The following is an 18,111-nucleotide window of genomic DNA, read 5'->3' on the forward strand; positions in this document are numbered from 1 at the left end:
ATAATTTGAAAATGAAAAAATTTATAGCAGTACTAGTTTTAATAGTGTGTAACTCGCTTAGCGCTCAAGTACAATTTGAGGCTAGGGTAAGTAAAACCATACTAGGCTTAAACGAAAGACTTCGTATCGATTTTATAATGAATGTAGATGGGGATAACTTTAACCAACCTTCTTTTGACGGATTTAGAGTGATAGCTGGACCAAGTCAACAAGTGAGTCAGTCGTGGGTAAATGGAAAGAGTACTTTTGAAAAAGTGTATTCTTATTTTCTTTTGCCAAATCAAAAAGGATCGGTAGTTATTAAGCAAGCAGCGATCGAATACAACGGACAAATTTATAAAACATCGCCCGTAAGAATTAATGTTACCGCGGCAACGGAACAGCCTAGAGATCCAAACGACACCAGTGTTTCAGCGGATGATAATATTTATCTTGTTGCGGATATTTCTAAAACAAATCCTTACATAAATGAACCGATTACGGTGGTTTATAAACTGTATTTCAGTTATAATATTGGAATCACTAATTGGCGAGAACTCAACAAACCGAAGTACAATGATTTCTGGAGTCAGAACATCGATATCAAACAGCTCGTTGCCGAGGAAGGGATGTTTAAAGGACAGAAATACCGTTATGTGGTATTGAGAAAAACGGTTCTATATCCTCAAAAATCTGGAAAGTTAGCAATAGAACCTTTGTCATTAGACATTGATGTGCAGTTGCCTACAAACCGCCACGATATGTTTGGCCGTGTAATTGTTACTGAAGGTAGTAAAAGGGTTTCTGCGGGAACAAAAACAATTGCTGTCAAAGCACTTCCTGAAGCAGGAAAACCGGAAGATTTCTCTGGAGCTGTTGGTAATTTTAGTTTTAAAGTAATACCAACAAAAACCGATCTAAAAAACGGAGAAAGCCTTGATTTGGTTGTAAGCGTAACCGGGAAAGGGAACATGAAATTGTTCGGCTTGCCAAAACCAGTCGTACCCAATGCTTTAGAAATGTATGACGCCGTTCATAATGAGCAGGTAAATACACCGCTTTCCGGAATGTCCGGAAAAATTTCAGATAGTTATACTATTATCCCGCAGTACAAAGGGAATTACCCTATTAAACCCTTACAATTTTCTTATTTTGATTTGGGTTCGGGAACATATAAGACAATAAGTTCTAAAGAGATAATGATTAATGTCTTAGATGGTCCTACAGCTTCGGATGCTATCGCAGCTTCAAATTCAGACGACAAAAATAAAATAGGGAATGTAGAACAATTCAAATACATCAAATTAAAAAGCAATCTTTTGACAATGAATAAGAAAGATTTCTTTGGGTCTAATTTGTTTTACGGATTGGTATTTTTCCCGTTTCTATTATTGCCTTTGATTGTATTATTCAAAAAGAAAAAAGAAGCTATTGACGGTGATATTACTGGAAATAGAATCCGAATGAATAATAGACTGGCAAAGAAATATTTGTCGGAAGCCAAAAAACAAATCAACAACAAAGAGCTGTTTTATATTGCACTTGAAAAAGCGATGCATAATTTCCTGAAAGCTAAATTACATATTGAAACTTCAGAAATGAGTAAGGATAATATTCAGGAACTTTTGTTGTCCCGAAATGCAAATCCGGAAGCAGTAAATGATTTTATTGGACTTACCGAAAACTGTGAAGTAGCCCGTTATGCGCCATCGTCAAGTGTTATGATCCAACAGGATTTTGATAAAGCGGTATTTATAATCTCTGAGTTAGAAAAACAGATATAAATTTAGATTAACGATTAACAAAAAGTCAATCGACAACTTATAACTTTTGAAATGAAAAATATATTATACATACTCTTACTTTCAACCCAATTTTTCTTTGCCCAAAATGGCTTTGAAAAAGGGAATGCCTTTTACGAAAAAGGAAAATATGAGAAAGCCGTTAGAACTTATGAAAGCGTCTTGAAGGACAACAAACATTCGTCAGAATTGTATTTTAATTTAGGGAATGCCTATTATAAATTGAATAAAGTAGCGCCTTCCATTTACAATTATGAAAAAGCATTAGTGCTGCATCCAAGTGATGATGAAACTATAAACAACTTAAAATTTGCTCAAAAAAGAACCATCGACGAAATTAAGGTAGTCCCAAAAGTAGGTTTTGGGAAACTAGTCCGTGATTTCACGGGAATTTATCATTACAATACCTGGGCGTGGATTTCAGTAGGGCTTGCTATATCATTTTTGTTGTTTTTTCTAGGATATTATTTTTCAGAATTAACAGTGTCTAAAAGAATATTCTTTTTTGGAATGTTTGTTCTTATTTTTATGATACTAATAAGTGTTTCTTCAGCGATTTTTGAGAAAAGTCATTTCGATACTGAGAAACCAGCTATTGTTTTTGCAGAGATAGCGGAAGTAAAAAGCGAACCTAGAAATGGTGGTGCGGCAATCTTCGTACTTCACGAAGGGACTAAAGTGTACGTGGAGGAAATCATTGGAAAATGGAAAAAAGTGCAATTAACGGACGGAACCGAAGGTTGGATTAATAGTAGTTCTATAAAGGAAGTGAAGTAGCTTTAGTAGGCAGTGTTTGGTTTTTTAGTGTTCAGTTGTGATTACTAAATAAAACCGTCTGGTTCTTTCATTTTTTCATTAGTTAAAAAACAATAGCCCATTGTTTAAACTGCATTATTGATTTTTAAAAATGAATTGCTACTTTATCCTAAACAGAGTCTCCTAAAGGATTCAGAACTGATTGCTAAAAAACTGACTGTTATTTACTTGCCTTCACATACCATTTTTCTATTGAAGGGTATATAAATCGAGCTGTTTTTTGGATAGGATTGTAAAATAAAGATTTATCTAATGTCGCTTTTTTGGCTATAAAATTGTGATAATTTATTTTTTCGAAAACAGCAAATACAATACCTAATATTAAAACAGTTTTCAATACCCTAAAAAAACCACCGCCCAATTTATTAATCCAGCCTAAAAAAGCTAAATCTGCTATTCCGGTGAGGAATTTCCCTAATAATGATATTCCTATTACTACAAGGACAAAAGTGAGCATAAAAGCAATAATTTGAATGGTATATGGACTCCAATGAACAAAACCTGCCAACATTCCTTTTATAAGCGAGGAAAATTTTATAGCAAAATAAATCCCCACTATTAGTGAAACTAAGGAAGCTAATTCTACAAAAAGGCCATTTACAATACCTTTATACAAAGCAAAGGCAAGCAGTACACCCAAAACAATATCTAAAAAACTCATAATTACAGGTTATAATAAAAAGTGCAAATATAAAAGAATTGTTCGGTATCAATTGCCAAATTTCAAGTTCTTATCTTTGTCAAAATAATTCGATTACTATTTTTGAAATTCGGCAATCAAAAGTCATTAATCAACAATCATAAATAAAAATGGCAAGAGACACACAACTTAAAGAACGCTGGGAACAGCTTGTAAATATACTTTCTAATCAATTTTCTCAAGGAGAGGATTTAGATCTCGATGCTATTATTTATCTCATCGGAGTACAAGAACTGGGAAAAGTACATAGCGAATACAAAAAAGATGAAAAATTAAACCTGATGCACATTGCGATTTGCAGGTTATTAGAGCCTTACGGATTTTATGAATTTGAGTTTTTTGATGAAGAAGGATGGCCTCATTACAAAGTAAAAGAGGAGTTGCCACCGCTGAAAGCTGGAGAACAGTCGGTTTTAATGAAAGAAGCGATTGTGAATTATTTTATTGAAAGAGAACTAATTTCGTAGCTTGCAGTATCCGTCTCCCTTTTCGGAATGAATCTACTGAAAACGGAGACTGAAAACTGAAAACTTTTTCCTAAATTTGCACACTCAATTATTGGATGAAAATGATAGACAAGATAAAAGAATATATTGGTGAAGCACAAGCTTTCTCAACGCAAAATACAGCCGATTTAGAAACATTCCGAATTAAATTTCTCGGAACTAAAGGGCTTTTAAAAGACCTTTTCGCTGAATTCAAAAATGTTCCTAACGAACAAAAAAAGGAATTTGGACAAGTAATCAATTTGCTTAAAACTTCTGCCGAAGAAAAAGTAAAAACCATACAGGAAGCTTTAGAAAGTAAAGAAGAAATCAAAGGCTTTTACGGAGATTTGACGCGTTCGGCTGAACCAATAACTATTGGCTCCCGTCACCCTATTTCATTGGTAAAAAACCAAATCATTGACATCTTTTCGAACATAGGTTTCAACGTTTCTGAAGGTCCGGAAATCGAAGACGACTGGCATAATTTCACCGCATTAAACTTACCGGAATACCATCCGGCACGTGACATGCAAGACACGTTTTTCATACAAACGAATCCTGATATTTTGTTGCGCACACACACATCATCCGTACAAGTGCGTTACATGGAAGAGAATAAACCGCCAATTCGTACTATTTCTCCGGGAAGAGTTTTTCGTAATGAAGCTGTTTCGTCCCGTTCGCATTGTATTTTTCATCAAGTGGAAGGTTTGTACATTGACAAAGATGTTTCTTTTGCCGACTTGAAACAAACGCTTTTATATTTCACCAAAGAGATGTTCGGAAAATCAAAAATCCGTTTGCGTCCGTCTTATTTTCCATTCACCGAGCCAAGTGCCGAGGTTGATATTTATTGGGGTCTAAAAACAGAAACCGATTATAGAATCACCAAAGGAACCGGTTGGTTAGAAATCATGGGTTGCGGTATGGTAGATCCAAATGTTTTGAAAAATTGTGGCATCAATCCTGATGAATATAACGGTTTTGCATTTGGAATGGGAATCGAAAGAATCGCCATGTTGTTATATCAAATCGGTGATATCCGTATGTTTTACGAAAATGACGTTCGTTTCTTAGAGCAATTCAAATCAAGCATTTAATAATTTATGAATGTTGATCAATGATTTTTGAAGAGTTTAAAATCTAAATTCAGAAATCCTTAATATATCTAAAATCAAAAACATGAAATCCGACATCATCATCCCCGAAGTAGAAAACGTTTTCCTTGCTGCAGTTCAGGAATGGAGTGACGATTTCATGGAAAAAGTATGGTATGCCTATTTAATAAACGATAGTGATTACCTTATTGAAAGTGTCATGGTCGTTTCCAAAGCTTTTGGAACCATTGACGGCGAAATGAAAAAAACATCACTCTTGCGTCACGCTTTTGTAGAAGTACCGCCAGTTTCCGTGATTAAAATAGAAATGATAGAAAAAAGTGTTGTGGCACTTAACAATGAATTTATGTTGACTTATTTCATCGGAGATAAATTGCATGACAAAAAGTTTGTTTTCAAAGCGCATTCCATCCATGAGGATTTTGTGGAAGAAGTGCCTATCTTATTCGTTGATGGGGTTATCGTGAGATAGTTTGGTATTATTCTTATTTTTTTTTCCAATTCAAATATCCCAGCCAAAATAAAACAAAGGGTTCGGAGCAGCTTTTTTGGAGAAAAAAGCATCGTCAAAGACATTTTAAATAGGTCAAATGCAGACATTATAATAGAAACTATCAATCAACAGATCATCTCATTTTTAATCTGGTATTACCATCTTACATTCCTGAAAATTATTTAGCGGCTTGTTGTTTAACTTTGGATTTCCAGGTAAAATACCCTAAAACTAATATCCCGACAATAATGTAAGCACCTGCGCGAATGTAAAAATTAGGTGTAGCAATCTGTTCTGAAAAAGGAATTTCTTTAATGTCGAATAATACATTGAAAACCGTCATAAATACACCCCAAATTCCACCAGTTTTTATCTGGAATTTCCATCTTTCGCTCATGTAGTGATTGTGTTTTGTGTTAAATCTGTAGCTGAATTAATCTAATTTATCAGTCAGAGCCTTAAAAACAGTTTTAGCGTCTTTTCCTCCATACAGAATTTCATAAACGGCATCTATAATGGGAGTTTTGGCTCCGTACCCTTGATTGAGTTTATAAGCGCTTTTTGCAGCATAGTAACCTTCGGCAACCATGCTCATTTCAATCATTGCTGATTTTACCGTATAGCCTTTACCAATCATGTTCCCGAACATTCGGTTTCTGGAGAATACAGAATAACCGGTAACCAATAAATCGCCTAGATAAGCCGAATCATTAATGTTACGTTTCATTTTATGAACTTTTCTGATGAATTTTTTCATCTCCCGAATCCCATTACTCATCAATACGGATTGAAAGTTATCTCCGTAACCCAATCCATGAGCCATTCCGGCTGCAATTGCATAAATGTTTTTTAGCATGGCAGCATATTCAGTTCCTATAATATCATCTGTAATTTTCGTTTTGATATAATTTCCAGATAAATTTTTAGCGACAATCTTGGCTTTTTCGTCATCACCGCAGGCAATTGTAAGATAAGATAATCGTTCCATAGCAACTTCTTCTGCGTGACAAGGTCCTGTAATTACGCCAATATTATAATAAGGGATGTTATATTTTATATGAAAATGTTCGCCTACGATCAAACTCGTTTCGGGAACGATACCTTTAATCGCAGAAAAAATGATCTTATCTTTTAACGAAACGGTTAATTTTTCTAATTCAGTATCTAAAAAAGCAGATGGAATTGCAAAAATGATATAATCAGCATAAGTTACTGCCTCATTTATATCAGTGGTAAGTTTTAGTTTTTTGACATCAAATTCAACAGAACTTAGATAATTTGGATTGTGTTTGTAAGTTTTAATGTGTTCTACAGCAGCTTCATTACGCATATACCACGAAATCTCCGAAAGATTTACACATAGCATCTTCGCAATCGCTGTTGCCCAACTTCCTCCGCCAATCACAGCAAATTTTATGTTTTCGGTCATTTTTTTATCAAATTTAATCAAAAGTACTTAAAAAAGTAGTGATTATACAAATAAAATTGGAACAAGAAATTGGCATTCTAAGAGTTTTCAAAAGGATATTAGTAGTAACAAAAAAAATAATTTTAATTTTTTGTTTTTTAACACAATATATATATTCAATTTGCGTTATAAATGATTATAAATTAATTATTTAACAATTATAATGCATATTGAATTAGTTGGTTTTGTTTTAGTATTTTTAAAAGGCGTTCCCATCATAAATAGGAGAACGCCTTTTTATTTATGCCAATGTCAATCAGCATCATTATTTTAATTAATAACTCATTTCAACAATTGACTTCAGCTTTTCTAAAGTAATATTTTGTTTTTCTCCCAATGCTGTCCAACCTCTTTCTTCAAAACGATTGACAATAAAATCAGCCGTATGATCAAACTCATTGGTGTAATCGGATAATTTGGTTTGCATTCCCATAGTATGATAAAATTCAACCGTTTTATTGATGGCTTCATTAGCAATCTCATCTTCACTTCCGGTTAAATTAAAAATACGTTTCCCGTATTGGGCTAATTTTCCTTTTTTAGTTTCAAACATTACTCGGAATAAATTTGGACCTACAACTGCCAAAGTTCTGGCATGATCAATTTCGTATAAAGCCGTTAATTCATGCCCTATCATGTGTGTAGCCCAATCTGAGGGAACTCCTTTTTGAATTAATCCGTTCAATGCCATAGTACAACTCCACATAAAGTTAGAAGCCAAGGCATAATCTGTAGGTTTTTCAACAACTTCGGGGCCAACTTGTATTAAAGTTTGCAGGATGCTTTCTGCAATTCGGTCTTGAAGATATCCGTCATGCGGGTAGGTAAGATATTGCTCCAAAACGTGTATATAAGCGTCTACAACACCATTTTGTATTTGTCTTTTTGGTAACGAAGCGATAACGGTTGGATCACAAATAGAGAATTTTGGATACATGGCAGAACCACCAAAATCTAATTTTTCCTGAGTAGCTTCAATCGTAATTACTGCACCGGAATTCATTTCGGTTCCCGTTGCGGGTAAAGTTAAAATGGTTCCAAAAGGAACTACTTTTGCACCTTCTGTAAACATGATTCTCTTTTTAAGAATATCAATTGGATTTCCTTCAAAATGTACGGCTGCCGATATGAATTTCACTCCGTCAATTACCGATCCACCCCCTACAGCAAGAATAAAATCGATGTTTTGGTCCTTAATAATTGCAACGGCTTTCATTAATGTTTCAAAACGCGGATTCGGTTCTATTCCGCCAAATTCAACAACATCAAACCCTTTTAGATTGTTGATTGTTTGTTCGTGAATTCCATTTTTAAAAATACTTCCGCCACCATATGCTAAAAGGATTTTTGCTCCTTGCGGTACTAAAGTTGGTAATTTTTCAATTTGTCCTTTTCCAAAAATTAAATGTGTAGGATTGTATAATTCGAAATTTAACATGTTTTTATTTTTTTGAATTTAATTGGTTTAATAATTTTTCTGCAACTAATTTAGAAGAAGCTGGGTTTTGACCTGTAATCAATAAGCCATCTTCAACTGCATAAGGCTGCCAGTCGCCTGTTTTTGAATATGTTGCGCCATTCGCTTGCAAAGCGTCTTCCAGTAAAAAAGGGACAACATCAGTTAAGCCAACAGCAGCTTCTTCTGTGTTAGAAAATCCGGTTACTTTTTTGCCGTTAACTAAAAATTCTCCATTTACTTTTACGTTTTTCAATACTGCTGGTGAATGACATACAAAAGCAACAGGTTTGTTATTGGTATAAAATGCTTCAATTAATGCGCTTGAGTTTTTATCTATGGCTAAATCCCATAACGGACCGTGACCTCCTGGATAAAAAACGGCATCATAATCAGACTCTTTTACATCCGCTAATTTATGTGTATTTTTTAGTTTAGCTAATAGCTCCGTATCGGCATCAAATCTTTTAGTATCCTCTGTTGCAGCAGATGGATCTTCACTTTTTGGATCGATTGGTGGCTGCCCACCTAGTGGAGTGGCAATGTCAATGATTACACCTTTATCTAATAATTCGTAATAAGGTGCGGCTAATTCTTCTGTCCAAAATCCTGTTTTCTCTCCCGTGTTACCTAATTTATCGTGACTGGTAACAACAAATAATACTTTTTTCATACCTTTTTTATTTTGTGCTGTTGCAGAGATGCAAGCTGCGGTTAATGCTATAATGGTAAATAATGTTATTTTTTTCATTTTTAATTTACTATCTACAAATATAGTCCGAATATGTTATTAGTAAAAATAATTTAAATTATGTTTGTGATAAATATATTTATATCATGGTTAATCTGGAATGGTACAGAACCTTTAAATCGGTTTATAAAAATGGAAATTTTTCTTTAGCTGCCAAAGAGTTGTTTATTAGTCAACCTGCTGTAAGTCAGCAAATATCAATGTTGGAAGCGCATGTAGGTTATAAACTTTTTAATCGAAAGTCAAAAGGTGTAGAGCCAACAGAATATGCTAAGTTACTTAATAATCTAATCATTGAGGCTTTAGATCGATTGGAAAATGTAGAGAATGGTTTTCGTGCCAAAGCGTTTGATGCAAACCGATTGATTTCAATTGGAATTTCGAAACATTTGATGCGCTGTCTGGGAAGTTGTTTGATTTCAAAATTTGATTTTATCGATTTTAGCTTTCATGAAAATGACACGCTTTTTGAATTGGTAGATTCTAAAAAACTTGATTTTGCCGTTGTCACCAAAAAATACGATACGTTTGATACGATTCAGAAAAAGGTTGGTGAAATCAAGCAGGTCATCATAGGTTCAAACACTATTGATGCCTCCGAATTAAAATCAAATATTAAAATCAAAGATTTCACGGCAATCGAACATTGGTTAAACGATCAAAAATGGTTTAGTCACAATGCACAAATCCCACACATCAAATTATTTTGGTTGTATGTTTTCAACAAAAAAAGACCTTCGATGGTTCCCAATTATATTATTCCCTCCGAATATGAAATGCTCGAAATACTTTCTAGAAATACTGGAATTGGAATAGTTTGGGATATAAATGCAAAGGATTTTATTGCAGAAAATAGAGCACAATTATTATGGAACAGCAAGCAAATGCCGAGCACGGAAGTATTTTTATTGTCAGGAAAAAACGACAATTTGAATACTATTTTTGACAATATTCAAATGGAATTAAAAAGTGTTTTAGGTAATAGTAGTTCATACAAGGGCTAATTTTTCACCACATGTAATTTTGTAATAAAAGCAAGAGAAGCTCAGCTTTTTAAATAGTTTTCATAACTATGTGTGACAATTATTTTCTAAAATAATCTGCTTTAATGATTTTACTATGTGTCTATGGGATTAAATTTTTAGGCTACTTTGGAAAAGTATTTGATAAAGTTACTTTTTATAAAAATTATTATGGTCAATATATTCCCAAACTTTTGGTGCTAACAAAGGCTGCACATTTTTTCCTTTTTTGATGTTATCCCGAATAAATGTTGACGATATTTCTACAACCGGAGCATCAATCAGGTGGATTTTTGGATTATCTTTAAACATTAAATTCTCTGTTTCGATTGAAAGTCGAGGATAGACATAAATTTCATGATGTGCCAGAATAGCTTCGTAGTTTTTCCATTTGTGCAATGACTTGAGATTGTCTTCACCCATGATTAAGGAGAACTCGTAACCTGGATATTTTTCCTGTAAGTGAACTAAAGTGTTCACGGTGTAATTAGGCTGTGATAATTTAAATTCAATATCCGAAGGTTTGATTTTTGGAAAATCATCGGTGGCGAGATGTACCATTTGAAAACGATGGTAATCATCAAGTAAAGTACTTTTTTTCTTCAAAGGATTGTGTGGCGTAACCACCATCCACACTTGGTCTAAATCGGCATGTTCCGCCATGTGATTGGCAATGATGAGATGCCCAACATGAATGGGGTTAAACGTTCCGAAATAAAGACCTATTTTCATGAATTTAATTTAAAGATTACAAATAACTTTGAATTTTTCAATTCTTTAATTTTCAATCTTTTAATCCTTAACATAATTCTTTACTAATTGATACGCTTCTTCAAGAGCAATATCTAAATCGTAGTTTTTTATGATAACATCAAACTGTGGTGCAGTTGCCAATTCAACAGAGGCTTTTGCAATACGCATATTGATTTTGTCCTCGCTCTCAGTAGAACGTTCTTTGAGTCTTCTTTTTAGTTCATCCACACTTGGTGGTTTTACAAAAACGGCTAAAGTTTCTTCCTGAAATTTATGTTTGATACGCAATCCACCAGATACATCAATATCAAAAATCACATTTTTTCCTTTGGCCCAAATGCGTTCTACTTCGCTTTTTAAGGTTCCGTAGAAATTATCGCGATAGACTTCTTCCCACTCTAGAAAGTCTTCGTTTTTGATGTGTTTTTTAAACTCTTCGGTCGACATGAAATAATAATCTTTTCCATTTACTTCTTCGCCTCTTGATGCGCGGGAAGCTGCCGAAATCGAAAATTCAAGATTTAAATCTTCTTTGCTTAATAAATGCCTAACTATAGTAGTTTTTCCAGATCCTGATGGTGCTGAAAAAACGATTAATTTTCCTCCTGTACTCATGTTGTTATTTAAATTCTAGCCGCAATGAATGCTTCTGTCTTTATGCATAGAGACCCGATCAATTGCGTCTCTATCTAATATGTTTTACAATACGTTCAATACCTGTTCCTTAATTTTTTCCAATTCGTCTTTCATTTGAACGACTAATTTTTGCATTTGTGCGTGATTCGATTTTGAACCCATCGTGTTGATTTCACGTCCCATTTCCTGGGTAATGAAACCTAGTTTTCTACCATTGGCTTCGGTACCGTTGATGGTTTCAAGGAAATAATCAAGGTGATTGGTCAAACGCACTTTTTCTTCAGTAATGTCTAATTTCTCTAAATAATAAATCAGTTCCTGCTCAAAACGATTTTCATCTACATTCACTTTTAGTTCTGAAATCGCAGTTTGCAAACGGTCTTTTATCGCCTGAACACGTTCTGGATCAAGTGCCAAAGCTTCAGTCATGTATTGACGGATATTGCCTATTCGCAATTGAAATTCTTTTTCAAGAGACATTCCTTCATCTCTTCTAAAGGTCAAGATGTTTTGTAGCGCTTCTTCGATAACGGTTTGGATTTGGATCCAGTCGTTTTCATCGATTTCATCACGCTCTATTTTCATGGTATCCGGCATGCGAATGGCCATTTTCATTAGTTCCGTTTCATCAGCATCGGGATAGACTTCTCTCAATTGATTAATATACCCTTTTACAATTGGCACATTAACTTTCGTCGAAGTTTGTTCGGCTGTACTCTCGATAAAAATAGAAAAATCTACTTTTCCTCTTTCCATTTTTAGGGCAATTTGGTTGCGTAAGCCCAATTCCATTTCGCGGTACAGCGAAGGCATTCTCACATTCAAATCCAAACCTTTACTGTTTAAGGATTTTACTTCTACCGTGATTTTTTTGGTTGGTAATTGCAAAGTTGCTTTGCCAAAACCGGTCATTGATTGTATCATATAATTGTATAAAAGAGGTCAAAGATAAGTAAAAGCCACCGAACACCCAAAGAGGGGAATTACTGGTGGTTTTGTTCTAATTTTGATGGTTTTTGGTTAGGCCAAAGCTTTCATTACTTTCAGCATGTTTTGCTGTGTATTGCCAATATAAATGGTGTTGTTGATAATAAAAACAGGGCGACTCAAGAAGGTGTAGTGCTCCAGAATGTATTTCTTGTAATCATCTTCGGTTAAAGATTTATTCTTCAAATCCATTGATTTGTACAATTGTGCTTTTTTACTAAAAAGTGCTTCATAACTTCCGGAAAGTTCGCGCATTTGTTCCAATTCTTCTAGTGTAATTGGGTCTTGTTTGATGTCGTGAAACTTAAAATCATGGTCTTTTGGTAATGATTTTATGATTTTTCTACAGGTATCGCAAGAAGCGAGATAATATATTTTGTCCATGTAAATAGCGATTTCTTTGTGCAAAGAAAAATCATTTGATACGGAAAATGATTATTTTTATCAAAAAATTCAAAAAATGCATCAAACCTTCGTATTACTGAAAACAGTAGAAACACTTTGTCAAAATTTTTACAAGGATATACCTTAGAGCAACTCAACGCAATTCCAGCGGGCTATAATAATAATTTGATTTGGAATATTGGACATATTCTGGTGGTTCAGCAGATGTTGGTTTACAAATTGTCGGGTTTGCCTATGATGATTTCGGATGAAATGGTCGAGAAATATAAAAGAGGAACCAAACCGGAACAAGACGCAACACAAGTTGATGTAGAGGAGATTCAATCCTTACTTTTTGAAACCATCAATCAAACCAAAGCCGATTTAGAGAATAAAGTATTCAAGAATTTTCAGGAATTTTCCACCATGTCCGGTTATACGATAAAAACTGCCGAAGATGCTATTTCTTTTAACGTCTATCACGAGGCTGTTCACACCGGAATGATGATGAGTATCCGAAAGTTTATTTAGGATTTATGCAGATTAAATATCGACACTAATCACGAAGCGTTAAGGAGTACTCTTTTGTAATTTTTATAAAAGATAATTTACTTGATTGTCAAATAGTCGTTCACTTCTTTGTAAGACAATAACAATTCTTTTGGACCATCCGCATACGATGCCGCTTCATAGGTATTGTAATAAAGAAGCAATCCTTTATCGGTGTAAAAAATATTTTGTGGCAAATGAAATTTCTCGTCTTCAAACAGTAGTCCAGTTGCGTTTATAGATTTATTTTCCGGGATTTTATATTTGGCTCTGAACTTTTTTTCGGCGAAAGCCATAAGAGCATTCTTGCTTTTAAACAATTGATTGTTCGGAATATATTTTCCAGTTTCTGGATTAAAAATTAGCGAACGCAATCCTTCATAGCCATGAGCGCCACCGGTAAAGGTGTAATGCTTGATTTCGATGTTCAAAATACTATCCGATTGGTATTTTACACTTCCTTCAATTTTGCCTTCCCAACCAAAAGTATCTTTCGGAAATTCTTTCTGGAGTTTTTCATACGAATCAATAAACGAGGTTAATAATCCGTTATAATTAGTTGAAATATATGGCTTTTCGCCAAAATAAATAATCTCTTTTAATACTGAAAACACTTTTTTATTAATGCTGTCAGCAACAACAGGAACCTCTTTTGCAACAGGGATTTTCACAGTTATCTGAGGGCAATTTTCCTTGCAGGGCAAAGTCGTTTTTCTCTGAAAAGATTGCTCTTCAAAAACCAATTCGTTAGAACAACGGGCCACCGAAAAAAGGAATAATGAAAAAAGGATAAAGTGTTTCATTTCAAAATTGTTAATTCTATACAAAGGTATCAACTTGCGTCTTGGTTAGAATAAATTAAAAGGTAAATTTGTAAAACAATTCAGCATTTGAAAATTAAACGATATGAAATTTAATACCAAAGTTATTCACGGTGGGCAACACCATGATCCAAGTACGGGAGCAGTTATGCCTCCTGTGTATCAAACGTCAACTTTTGTGCAAACAAGTCCCGGACACCCGATAAATCCAGATTATGAATACAGTAGAGCTGCTAATCCTACAAGATCAGCACTCGAAAATGCATTGGCTAGTATTGAAAACGGCACACGAGGATTGGCTTTTTCGTCAGGATTAGCAGCCACAGATTGTGTTTTACGTTCTTTCAAAGCAGGGGACGAAATCATTGCGATGGACGATTTATATGGTGGAACGTATAGAATGTTCACGCGTATTTATAAAGATTCAGGAATAAAATTCCATTTTGTGGATATGAATGACATGGAGAAATTCAAATCATTAATCAATGAAAACACTAAATTGGTTTGGGCAGAAACGCCAACCAATCCATTGATGAAATTAGCCGATATTCAAGAGATTGCTAAAATCACCAAAAAGAAGAAAATTCTTTTTGCAGTCGATAATACTTTTGCAACACCTTATTTACAAAAACCATTGGACTTGGGCGCTGATATTGTCATGCATTCGGCAACTAAATATCTTGGTGGACATTCTGATGTTATTGCCGGAGCATTAATTGTAAAAGATGAAGCCTTAGGAGAACAATTGCATTTTCAACAATTTGCGACTGGAGCCACACTAGGGCCAATGGACAGCTTTTTGGTTTTGAGAGGAATAAAAACATTGCATTTGCGTGTGGAAAGACATTGTGAAAACGGTGGAAAAGTAGTAGAGTTTTTAAGCAACCATCCAAAAATTAAAAGAGTTTATTATCCTGGATTACCAAGCCATCCGTACCATGAAATTGCCAAAAAGCAAATGAGCGGTTTTGGAGGAATGGTTTCGTTTACTTTTGTTTCTGGTAAAAAAGAGGATGCGATTGACTTTCTGGAGAAATTAAAAGTTTTCACTTTGGCCGAATCTTTAGGCGGAGTAGAATCATTAGCCAATCACCCGGCTTTGATGACCCACGCATCGATTCCGGAAGATAAACGTGCAGCAATTGGAATTACGGATGATTTGGTTCGACTGAGCGTTGGTATTGAAGATGCCGAAGATTTAATCGAAGATTTGAAACAAGCATTAGCGTAAAAAATATTTATAAAAAACAAAATTCCAAAACTTAATAGAATTGGGGTTTTGTTTTTTATAAAGGATTGTAATTGCTATTGCAAATAATAGATGTAACCAACATTCAACCAAACCAACCAGTCGTTTGCTTTGTTCTCTTTGTAAAGTTCCGGATTTGGATTTAATCCGTCCACCCAATTGGAGAAAAAATATTGAAATCTTAAGTCAATCATTAAATCTCGTAAAGGGGTGAGTTTATAACGGGTTCCCACACTTGATACAACTGACCAAACCGATCCTCCTTCTGTAGAAAAACCATAATTACGTCCATCTGAAGGAGTTAAGTACTTAGGGAAAGTTGTCAAGGGAGTTCCTAATGGCCCCATAGTTGAATAGGCTTTGGTATTATAATAACTGAATTGCCCTCCAAGACTTATAAATGGTCCTAAACTACCTATGGTTGCCGTAAAATCACGAATGCTGAAAGGGAAATATTCCAGTTGCATTCCTATGTTAGTAATTGCAGTAGTTCCTCTCATGGCCCGTAATTGATTAGCTCCAAGAGAAGTTTTATTTGGCTGTACCCATTCTCCAAAATGTTTTAATTCGGTTTTATTATAAGAAAGTTCAGATCTTAATTTGAAATGGTCGTTAAAATAAGTTTCTGGAGTATAACAGTTACATTCAGCTTTGTAAGAGAAATTTAAATAATGAATAATCCCAATTCCTAAACCAGTATTTCCAGAGTTAGTATTTAAATCATAGCGTTCCCCATAATCAGATTGAAAGGCAATAGGGCCGGCTATAATTCCTACCTCATGCGAAAAACCAAATTGCGCATTTATATTATTTGAAAAACCAAATAATAGGAGTAAAGTAAGGATTGTTTGCTTGATCATTAGGTGTTAAATTTTCAAATCAGACAAATATATAAAAACATCAATCATTAAAACATCAATCATTAAAATTAAAAAATAAGTAAACAAATTCTTATTTGCTTGTGAAAACTACAACGATTTCGTTGTAAAAGGGGTTTTAAAAGCATATTTCTTTGTAATTGCTTAATAAAAAGATAATTCTATCTGTAGAACAAAAAAATAGACTTCAATATTTTTATAAGATGTATATTTGTATACACTAACGAAAACGTTTTCTTAAAAGCGATTATTATATTTAAGGAGACTATTAATATTAATTTTGTTTGAATAATTTATTTCAAGATGGAAAATAAAATAAATCAATTTATGGCTCAAGTTGAGTCAAAAAATCCAAATGAGCCTGAATTTATTCAAGCTGTTAGAGAATTTGCTGAAACTGTTATCCCATTTATTGCGGAGCAAAAAAAATACGATGGAAAAAATTTGCTTCTCAGAATAGCTGAGCCAGAGCGTTCTATTATATTTCGTGTTCCTTGGGTAGATGATAAAGGGGAAATTTTGGTAAATAGAGGTTTTAGAATCCAAATGAATTCTGCAATTGGACCTTATAAAGGAGGAATACGTTTCCATCATACTGTAAATTTATCGGTGCTTAAATTTTTAGCATTCGAACAAGTATTCAAAAATAGTTTGACCACTTTACCAATGGGTGGTGGTAAAGGAGGATCTGATTTTGATCCACAAGGAAAATCTGATGGAGAAGTAATGCGATTCTGTCAGTCTTTCATGACCGAATTGTGCAGGCATATTGGACCACAACTAGACGTTCCTGCAGGAGATATTGGTGTTGGAGCCAGAGAGATTGGTTATTTATTTGGCCAATATAAGAGAATAAGAAATGAGTTTACCGGAGTTTTAACTGGTAAAGGATTGGCTTATGGAGGTTCTTTAATTAGACCGGAAGCAACGGGTTACGGAGTAGTTTATTTTGCCGAACAAATGCTTAAAACTATTGGGCAAACTATTAACGGTAAAACAGTTTCTATTTCAGGATTTGGGAATGTTGCTTGGGGAGTAGCACTGAAAATAAACGACCTTGGAGGAAAAGTAGTCACTATTTCTGGCCCTGATGGTTATATTTATGACGAGGAAGGAATCTCTGGGGATAAAATTGACTTTATGCTTGAATTAAGAGCAAGAGGAGATAATAGAGCCGAAGCTTATTTAGAAAAATATCCTAACGCTAAATTCCACAAAGGCAAAAGCGTTTGGGAAGTAAAAGTGGATATTGCAATACCTTGCGCAACTCAAAATGAATTGAATGAGCAAGATGCAAAAAATTTAATTGCAAATGGTGTTATTTGCGTAACGGAAGCGGCAAATATGCCTTGCACCCTTGAAGCTATCAAACTTTTCTTGAAAGCGAAGGTGCTTTTTGCTCCAGGTAAAGCCGCAAATGCCGGTGGTGTAGCGGCTTCAGGATTAGAAATGACACAAAACTCAATTCGTCTAAACTGGACGAGTGAGGAAGTGGACTCTAGATTGAAAGAGATTATGGTAGGAATACACAATCAATGCAAAAAATATGGTACTGACGAAGAAGGTTATGTAAACTATGTAAAAGGTGCAAATATTGCTGGATTTGTAAAAGTAGCTGATGCAATGCTAGCTCAAGGAGTGGTATAAATCAGGTTTAATTATAATTTAAAATGCCTTCTGCCGATGTTACGGTTGGAAGGCATTTTTTTTGAGTAACAAAATTCTAATACTTTCGTTTTCTCTATATTTGTAAACCAATAT

At 34.4% G+C, this 18,111-nt stretch carries 20 protein-coding genes; 9 read left to right on the forward strand and 11 right to left on the reverse strand.

The window, feature by feature from the left end; all coding sequences use genetic code 11:
* Positions 1-11 precede the first annotated feature (11 nt).
* Positions 12-1,763, forward strand: coding sequence for a BatD family protein (locus ACM55G_RS02475; RefSeq protein WP_416842320.1), 1,752 nt, complete (start codon positions 12-14; stop codon positions 1,761-1,763).
* A 51-nt stretch (positions 1,764-1,814) separates the two neighbouring features.
* Entirely contained in the window at positions 1,815-2,558 is a 744-nt protein-coding gene (locus ACM55G_RS02480; RefSeq protein WP_416842321.1) for a tetratricopeptide repeat protein, read from the forward strand.
* Positions 2,559-2,757: 199 nt separating this feature from the next.
* Here ACM55G_RS02480 and ACM55G_RS02485 read toward each other — a convergent pair whose 3' ends face one another.
* Positions 2,758-3,258, reverse strand: a complete 501-nt coding sequence (locus ACM55G_RS02485; RefSeq protein ID WP_416842322.1) for a CvpA family protein — start codon at positions 3,256-3,258, stop codon at positions 2,758-2,760.
* A 149-nt stretch (positions 3,259-3,407) separates the two neighbouring features.
* On the opposite strand from ACM55G_RS02485, the gene ACM55G_RS02490 reads away from it, so the two are divergent.
* From ACM55G_RS02490 to ACM55G_RS02500, 3 genes are all read left to right on the forward strand, one after another.
* Positions 3,408-3,764 carry a hypothetical protein gene (locus ACM55G_RS02490; RefSeq protein WP_416842323.1) on the forward strand — a complete coding sequence of 119 codons (357 nt, stop codon included), beginning with the start codon at positions 3,408-3,410 and terminating at the stop codon, positions 3,762-3,764.
* A 101-nt stretch (positions 3,765-3,865) separates the two neighbouring features.
* Positions 3,866-4,885 carry a phenylalanine--tRNA ligase subunit alpha gene (gene pheS / locus ACM55G_RS02495; RefSeq protein ID WP_416842324.1) on the forward strand — a complete coding sequence of 340 codons (1,020 nt, stop codon included), beginning with the start codon at positions 3,866-3,868 and terminating at the stop codon, positions 4,883-4,885.
* A gap of 82 nt (positions 4,886-4,967) precedes the next feature.
* On the forward strand, positions 4,968-5,375 hold the full coding sequence (locus tag ACM55G_RS02500) for a hypothetical protein (protein WP_416842325.1): 408 nt from the start codon (positions 4,968-4,970) through the stop codon (positions 5,373-5,375).
* A gap of 199 nt (positions 5,376-5,574) precedes the next feature.
* Here ACM55G_RS02500 and ACM55G_RS02505 read toward each other — a convergent pair whose 3' ends face one another.
* From ACM55G_RS02505 to ACM55G_RS02520, 4 genes are all read right to left on the reverse strand, one after another.
* Complete coding sequence (locus ACM55G_RS02505) at positions 5,575-5,793, reverse strand: hypothetical protein (protein ID WP_416842326.1); 219 nt, start codon at positions 5,791-5,793, stop codon at positions 5,575-5,577.
* A 36-nt stretch (positions 5,794-5,829) separates the two neighbouring features.
* Entirely contained in the window at positions 5,830-6,825 is a 996-nt protein-coding gene (locus ACM55G_RS02510) for an NAD(P)H-dependent glycerol-3-phosphate dehydrogenase (protein WP_416842328.1), read from the reverse strand.
* Positions 6,826-7,138: 313 nt separating this feature from the next.
* A complete protein-coding gene (locus tag ACM55G_RS02515) occupies positions 7,139-8,302 on the reverse strand; it encodes an iron-containing alcohol dehydrogenase (RefSeq protein ID WP_416842329.1) in 1,164 nt (387 codons plus the stop codon).
* 4 nt (positions 8,303-8,306) lie between these two features.
* On the reverse strand, positions 8,307-9,071 hold the full coding sequence (locus tag ACM55G_RS02520; protein ID WP_416842330.1) for a type 1 glutamine amidotransferase domain-containing protein: 765 nt from the start codon (positions 9,069-9,071) through the stop codon (positions 8,307-8,309).
* An 86-nt stretch (positions 9,072-9,157) separates the two neighbouring features.
* Between ACM55G_RS02520 and ACM55G_RS02525 the strand changes: the two genes are divergently transcribed.
* Complete coding sequence (locus ACM55G_RS02525; RefSeq protein WP_416842331.1) at positions 9,158-10,075, forward strand: LysR family transcriptional regulator; 918 nt, start codon at positions 9,158-9,160, stop codon at positions 10,073-10,075.
* A 168-nt stretch (positions 10,076-10,243) separates the two neighbouring features.
* Here the strand turns inward: ACM55G_RS02525 and nadD are convergent, their stop codons facing one another.
* The 4 genes from nadD to ACM55G_RS02545 all read right to left on the reverse strand — a co-directional run bounded on the left by nadD (position 10,244) and on the right by ACM55G_RS02545 (position 12,853).
* Entirely contained in the window at positions 10,244-10,825 is a 582-nt protein-coding gene (gene nadD / locus ACM55G_RS02530; RefSeq protein WP_416842332.1) for a nicotinate (nicotinamide) nucleotide adenylyltransferase, read from the reverse strand.
* A 60-nt stretch (positions 10,826-10,885) separates the two neighbouring features.
* Entirely contained in the window at positions 10,886-11,461 is a 576-nt protein-coding gene (gene gmk / locus ACM55G_RS02535; protein ID WP_416842333.1) for a guanylate kinase, read from the reverse strand.
* Positions 11,462-11,545: 84 nt separating this feature from the next.
* Complete coding sequence (locus ACM55G_RS02540) at positions 11,546-12,406, reverse strand: YicC/YloC family endoribonuclease (RefSeq protein WP_416842334.1); 861 nt, start codon at positions 12,404-12,406, stop codon at positions 11,546-11,548.
* Positions 12,407-12,502: 96 nt separating this feature from the next.
* Positions 12,503-12,853, reverse strand: coding sequence for an arsenate reductase family protein (locus ACM55G_RS02545; protein ID WP_416842774.1), 351 nt, complete (start codon positions 12,851-12,853; stop codon positions 12,503-12,505).
* 117 nt (positions 12,854-12,970) lie between these two features.
* Between ACM55G_RS02545 and ACM55G_RS02550 the strand changes: the two genes are divergently transcribed.
* On the forward strand, positions 12,971-13,384 hold the full coding sequence (locus ACM55G_RS02550) for a DinB family protein (RefSeq protein ID WP_416842335.1): 414 nt from the start codon (positions 12,971-12,973) through the stop codon (positions 13,382-13,384).
* A 77-nt stretch (positions 13,385-13,461) separates the two neighbouring features.
* Here the strand turns inward: ACM55G_RS02550 and ACM55G_RS02555 are convergent, their stop codons facing one another.
* Positions 13,462-14,205: a DUF3298 and DUF4163 domain-containing protein gene (locus ACM55G_RS02555; protein WP_416842336.1), complete on the reverse strand. Its 744-nt coding sequence runs from the start codon at positions 14,203-14,205 to the stop codon at positions 13,462-13,464.
* 103 nt (positions 14,206-14,308) lie between these two features.
* Here ACM55G_RS02555 and ACM55G_RS02560 point away from each other — a divergent pair, with 103 nt between their 5' ends.
* Positions 14,309-15,454, forward strand: a complete 1,146-nt coding sequence (locus ACM55G_RS02560; RefSeq protein ID WP_416842337.1) for a cystathionine gamma-synthase — start codon at positions 14,309-14,311, stop codon at positions 15,452-15,454.
* Positions 15,455-15,528: 74 nt separating this feature from the next.
* Here the strand turns inward: ACM55G_RS02560 and ACM55G_RS02565 are convergent, their stop codons facing one another.
* Entirely contained in the window at positions 15,529-16,332 is an 804-nt protein-coding gene (locus ACM55G_RS02565; RefSeq protein ID WP_416842338.1) for a THC0290_0291 family protein, read from the reverse strand.
* Positions 16,333-16,653: 321 nt separating this feature from the next.
* Here ACM55G_RS02565 and gdhA point away from each other — a divergent pair, with 321 nt between their 5' ends.
* Positions 16,654-17,997: an NADP-specific glutamate dehydrogenase gene (gene gdhA, locus ACM55G_RS02570; RefSeq protein ID WP_416842339.1), complete on the forward strand. Its 1,344-nt coding sequence runs from the start codon at positions 16,654-16,656 to the stop codon at positions 17,995-17,997.
* Positions 17,998-18,111: the final 114 nt, after the last annotated feature.

The organism is Flavobacterium algoriphilum, from assembly GCF_048158655.1.
GTDB lineage: Bacteria > Bacteroidota > Bacteroidia > Flavobacteriales > Flavobacteriaceae > Flavobacterium > Flavobacterium algoriphilum.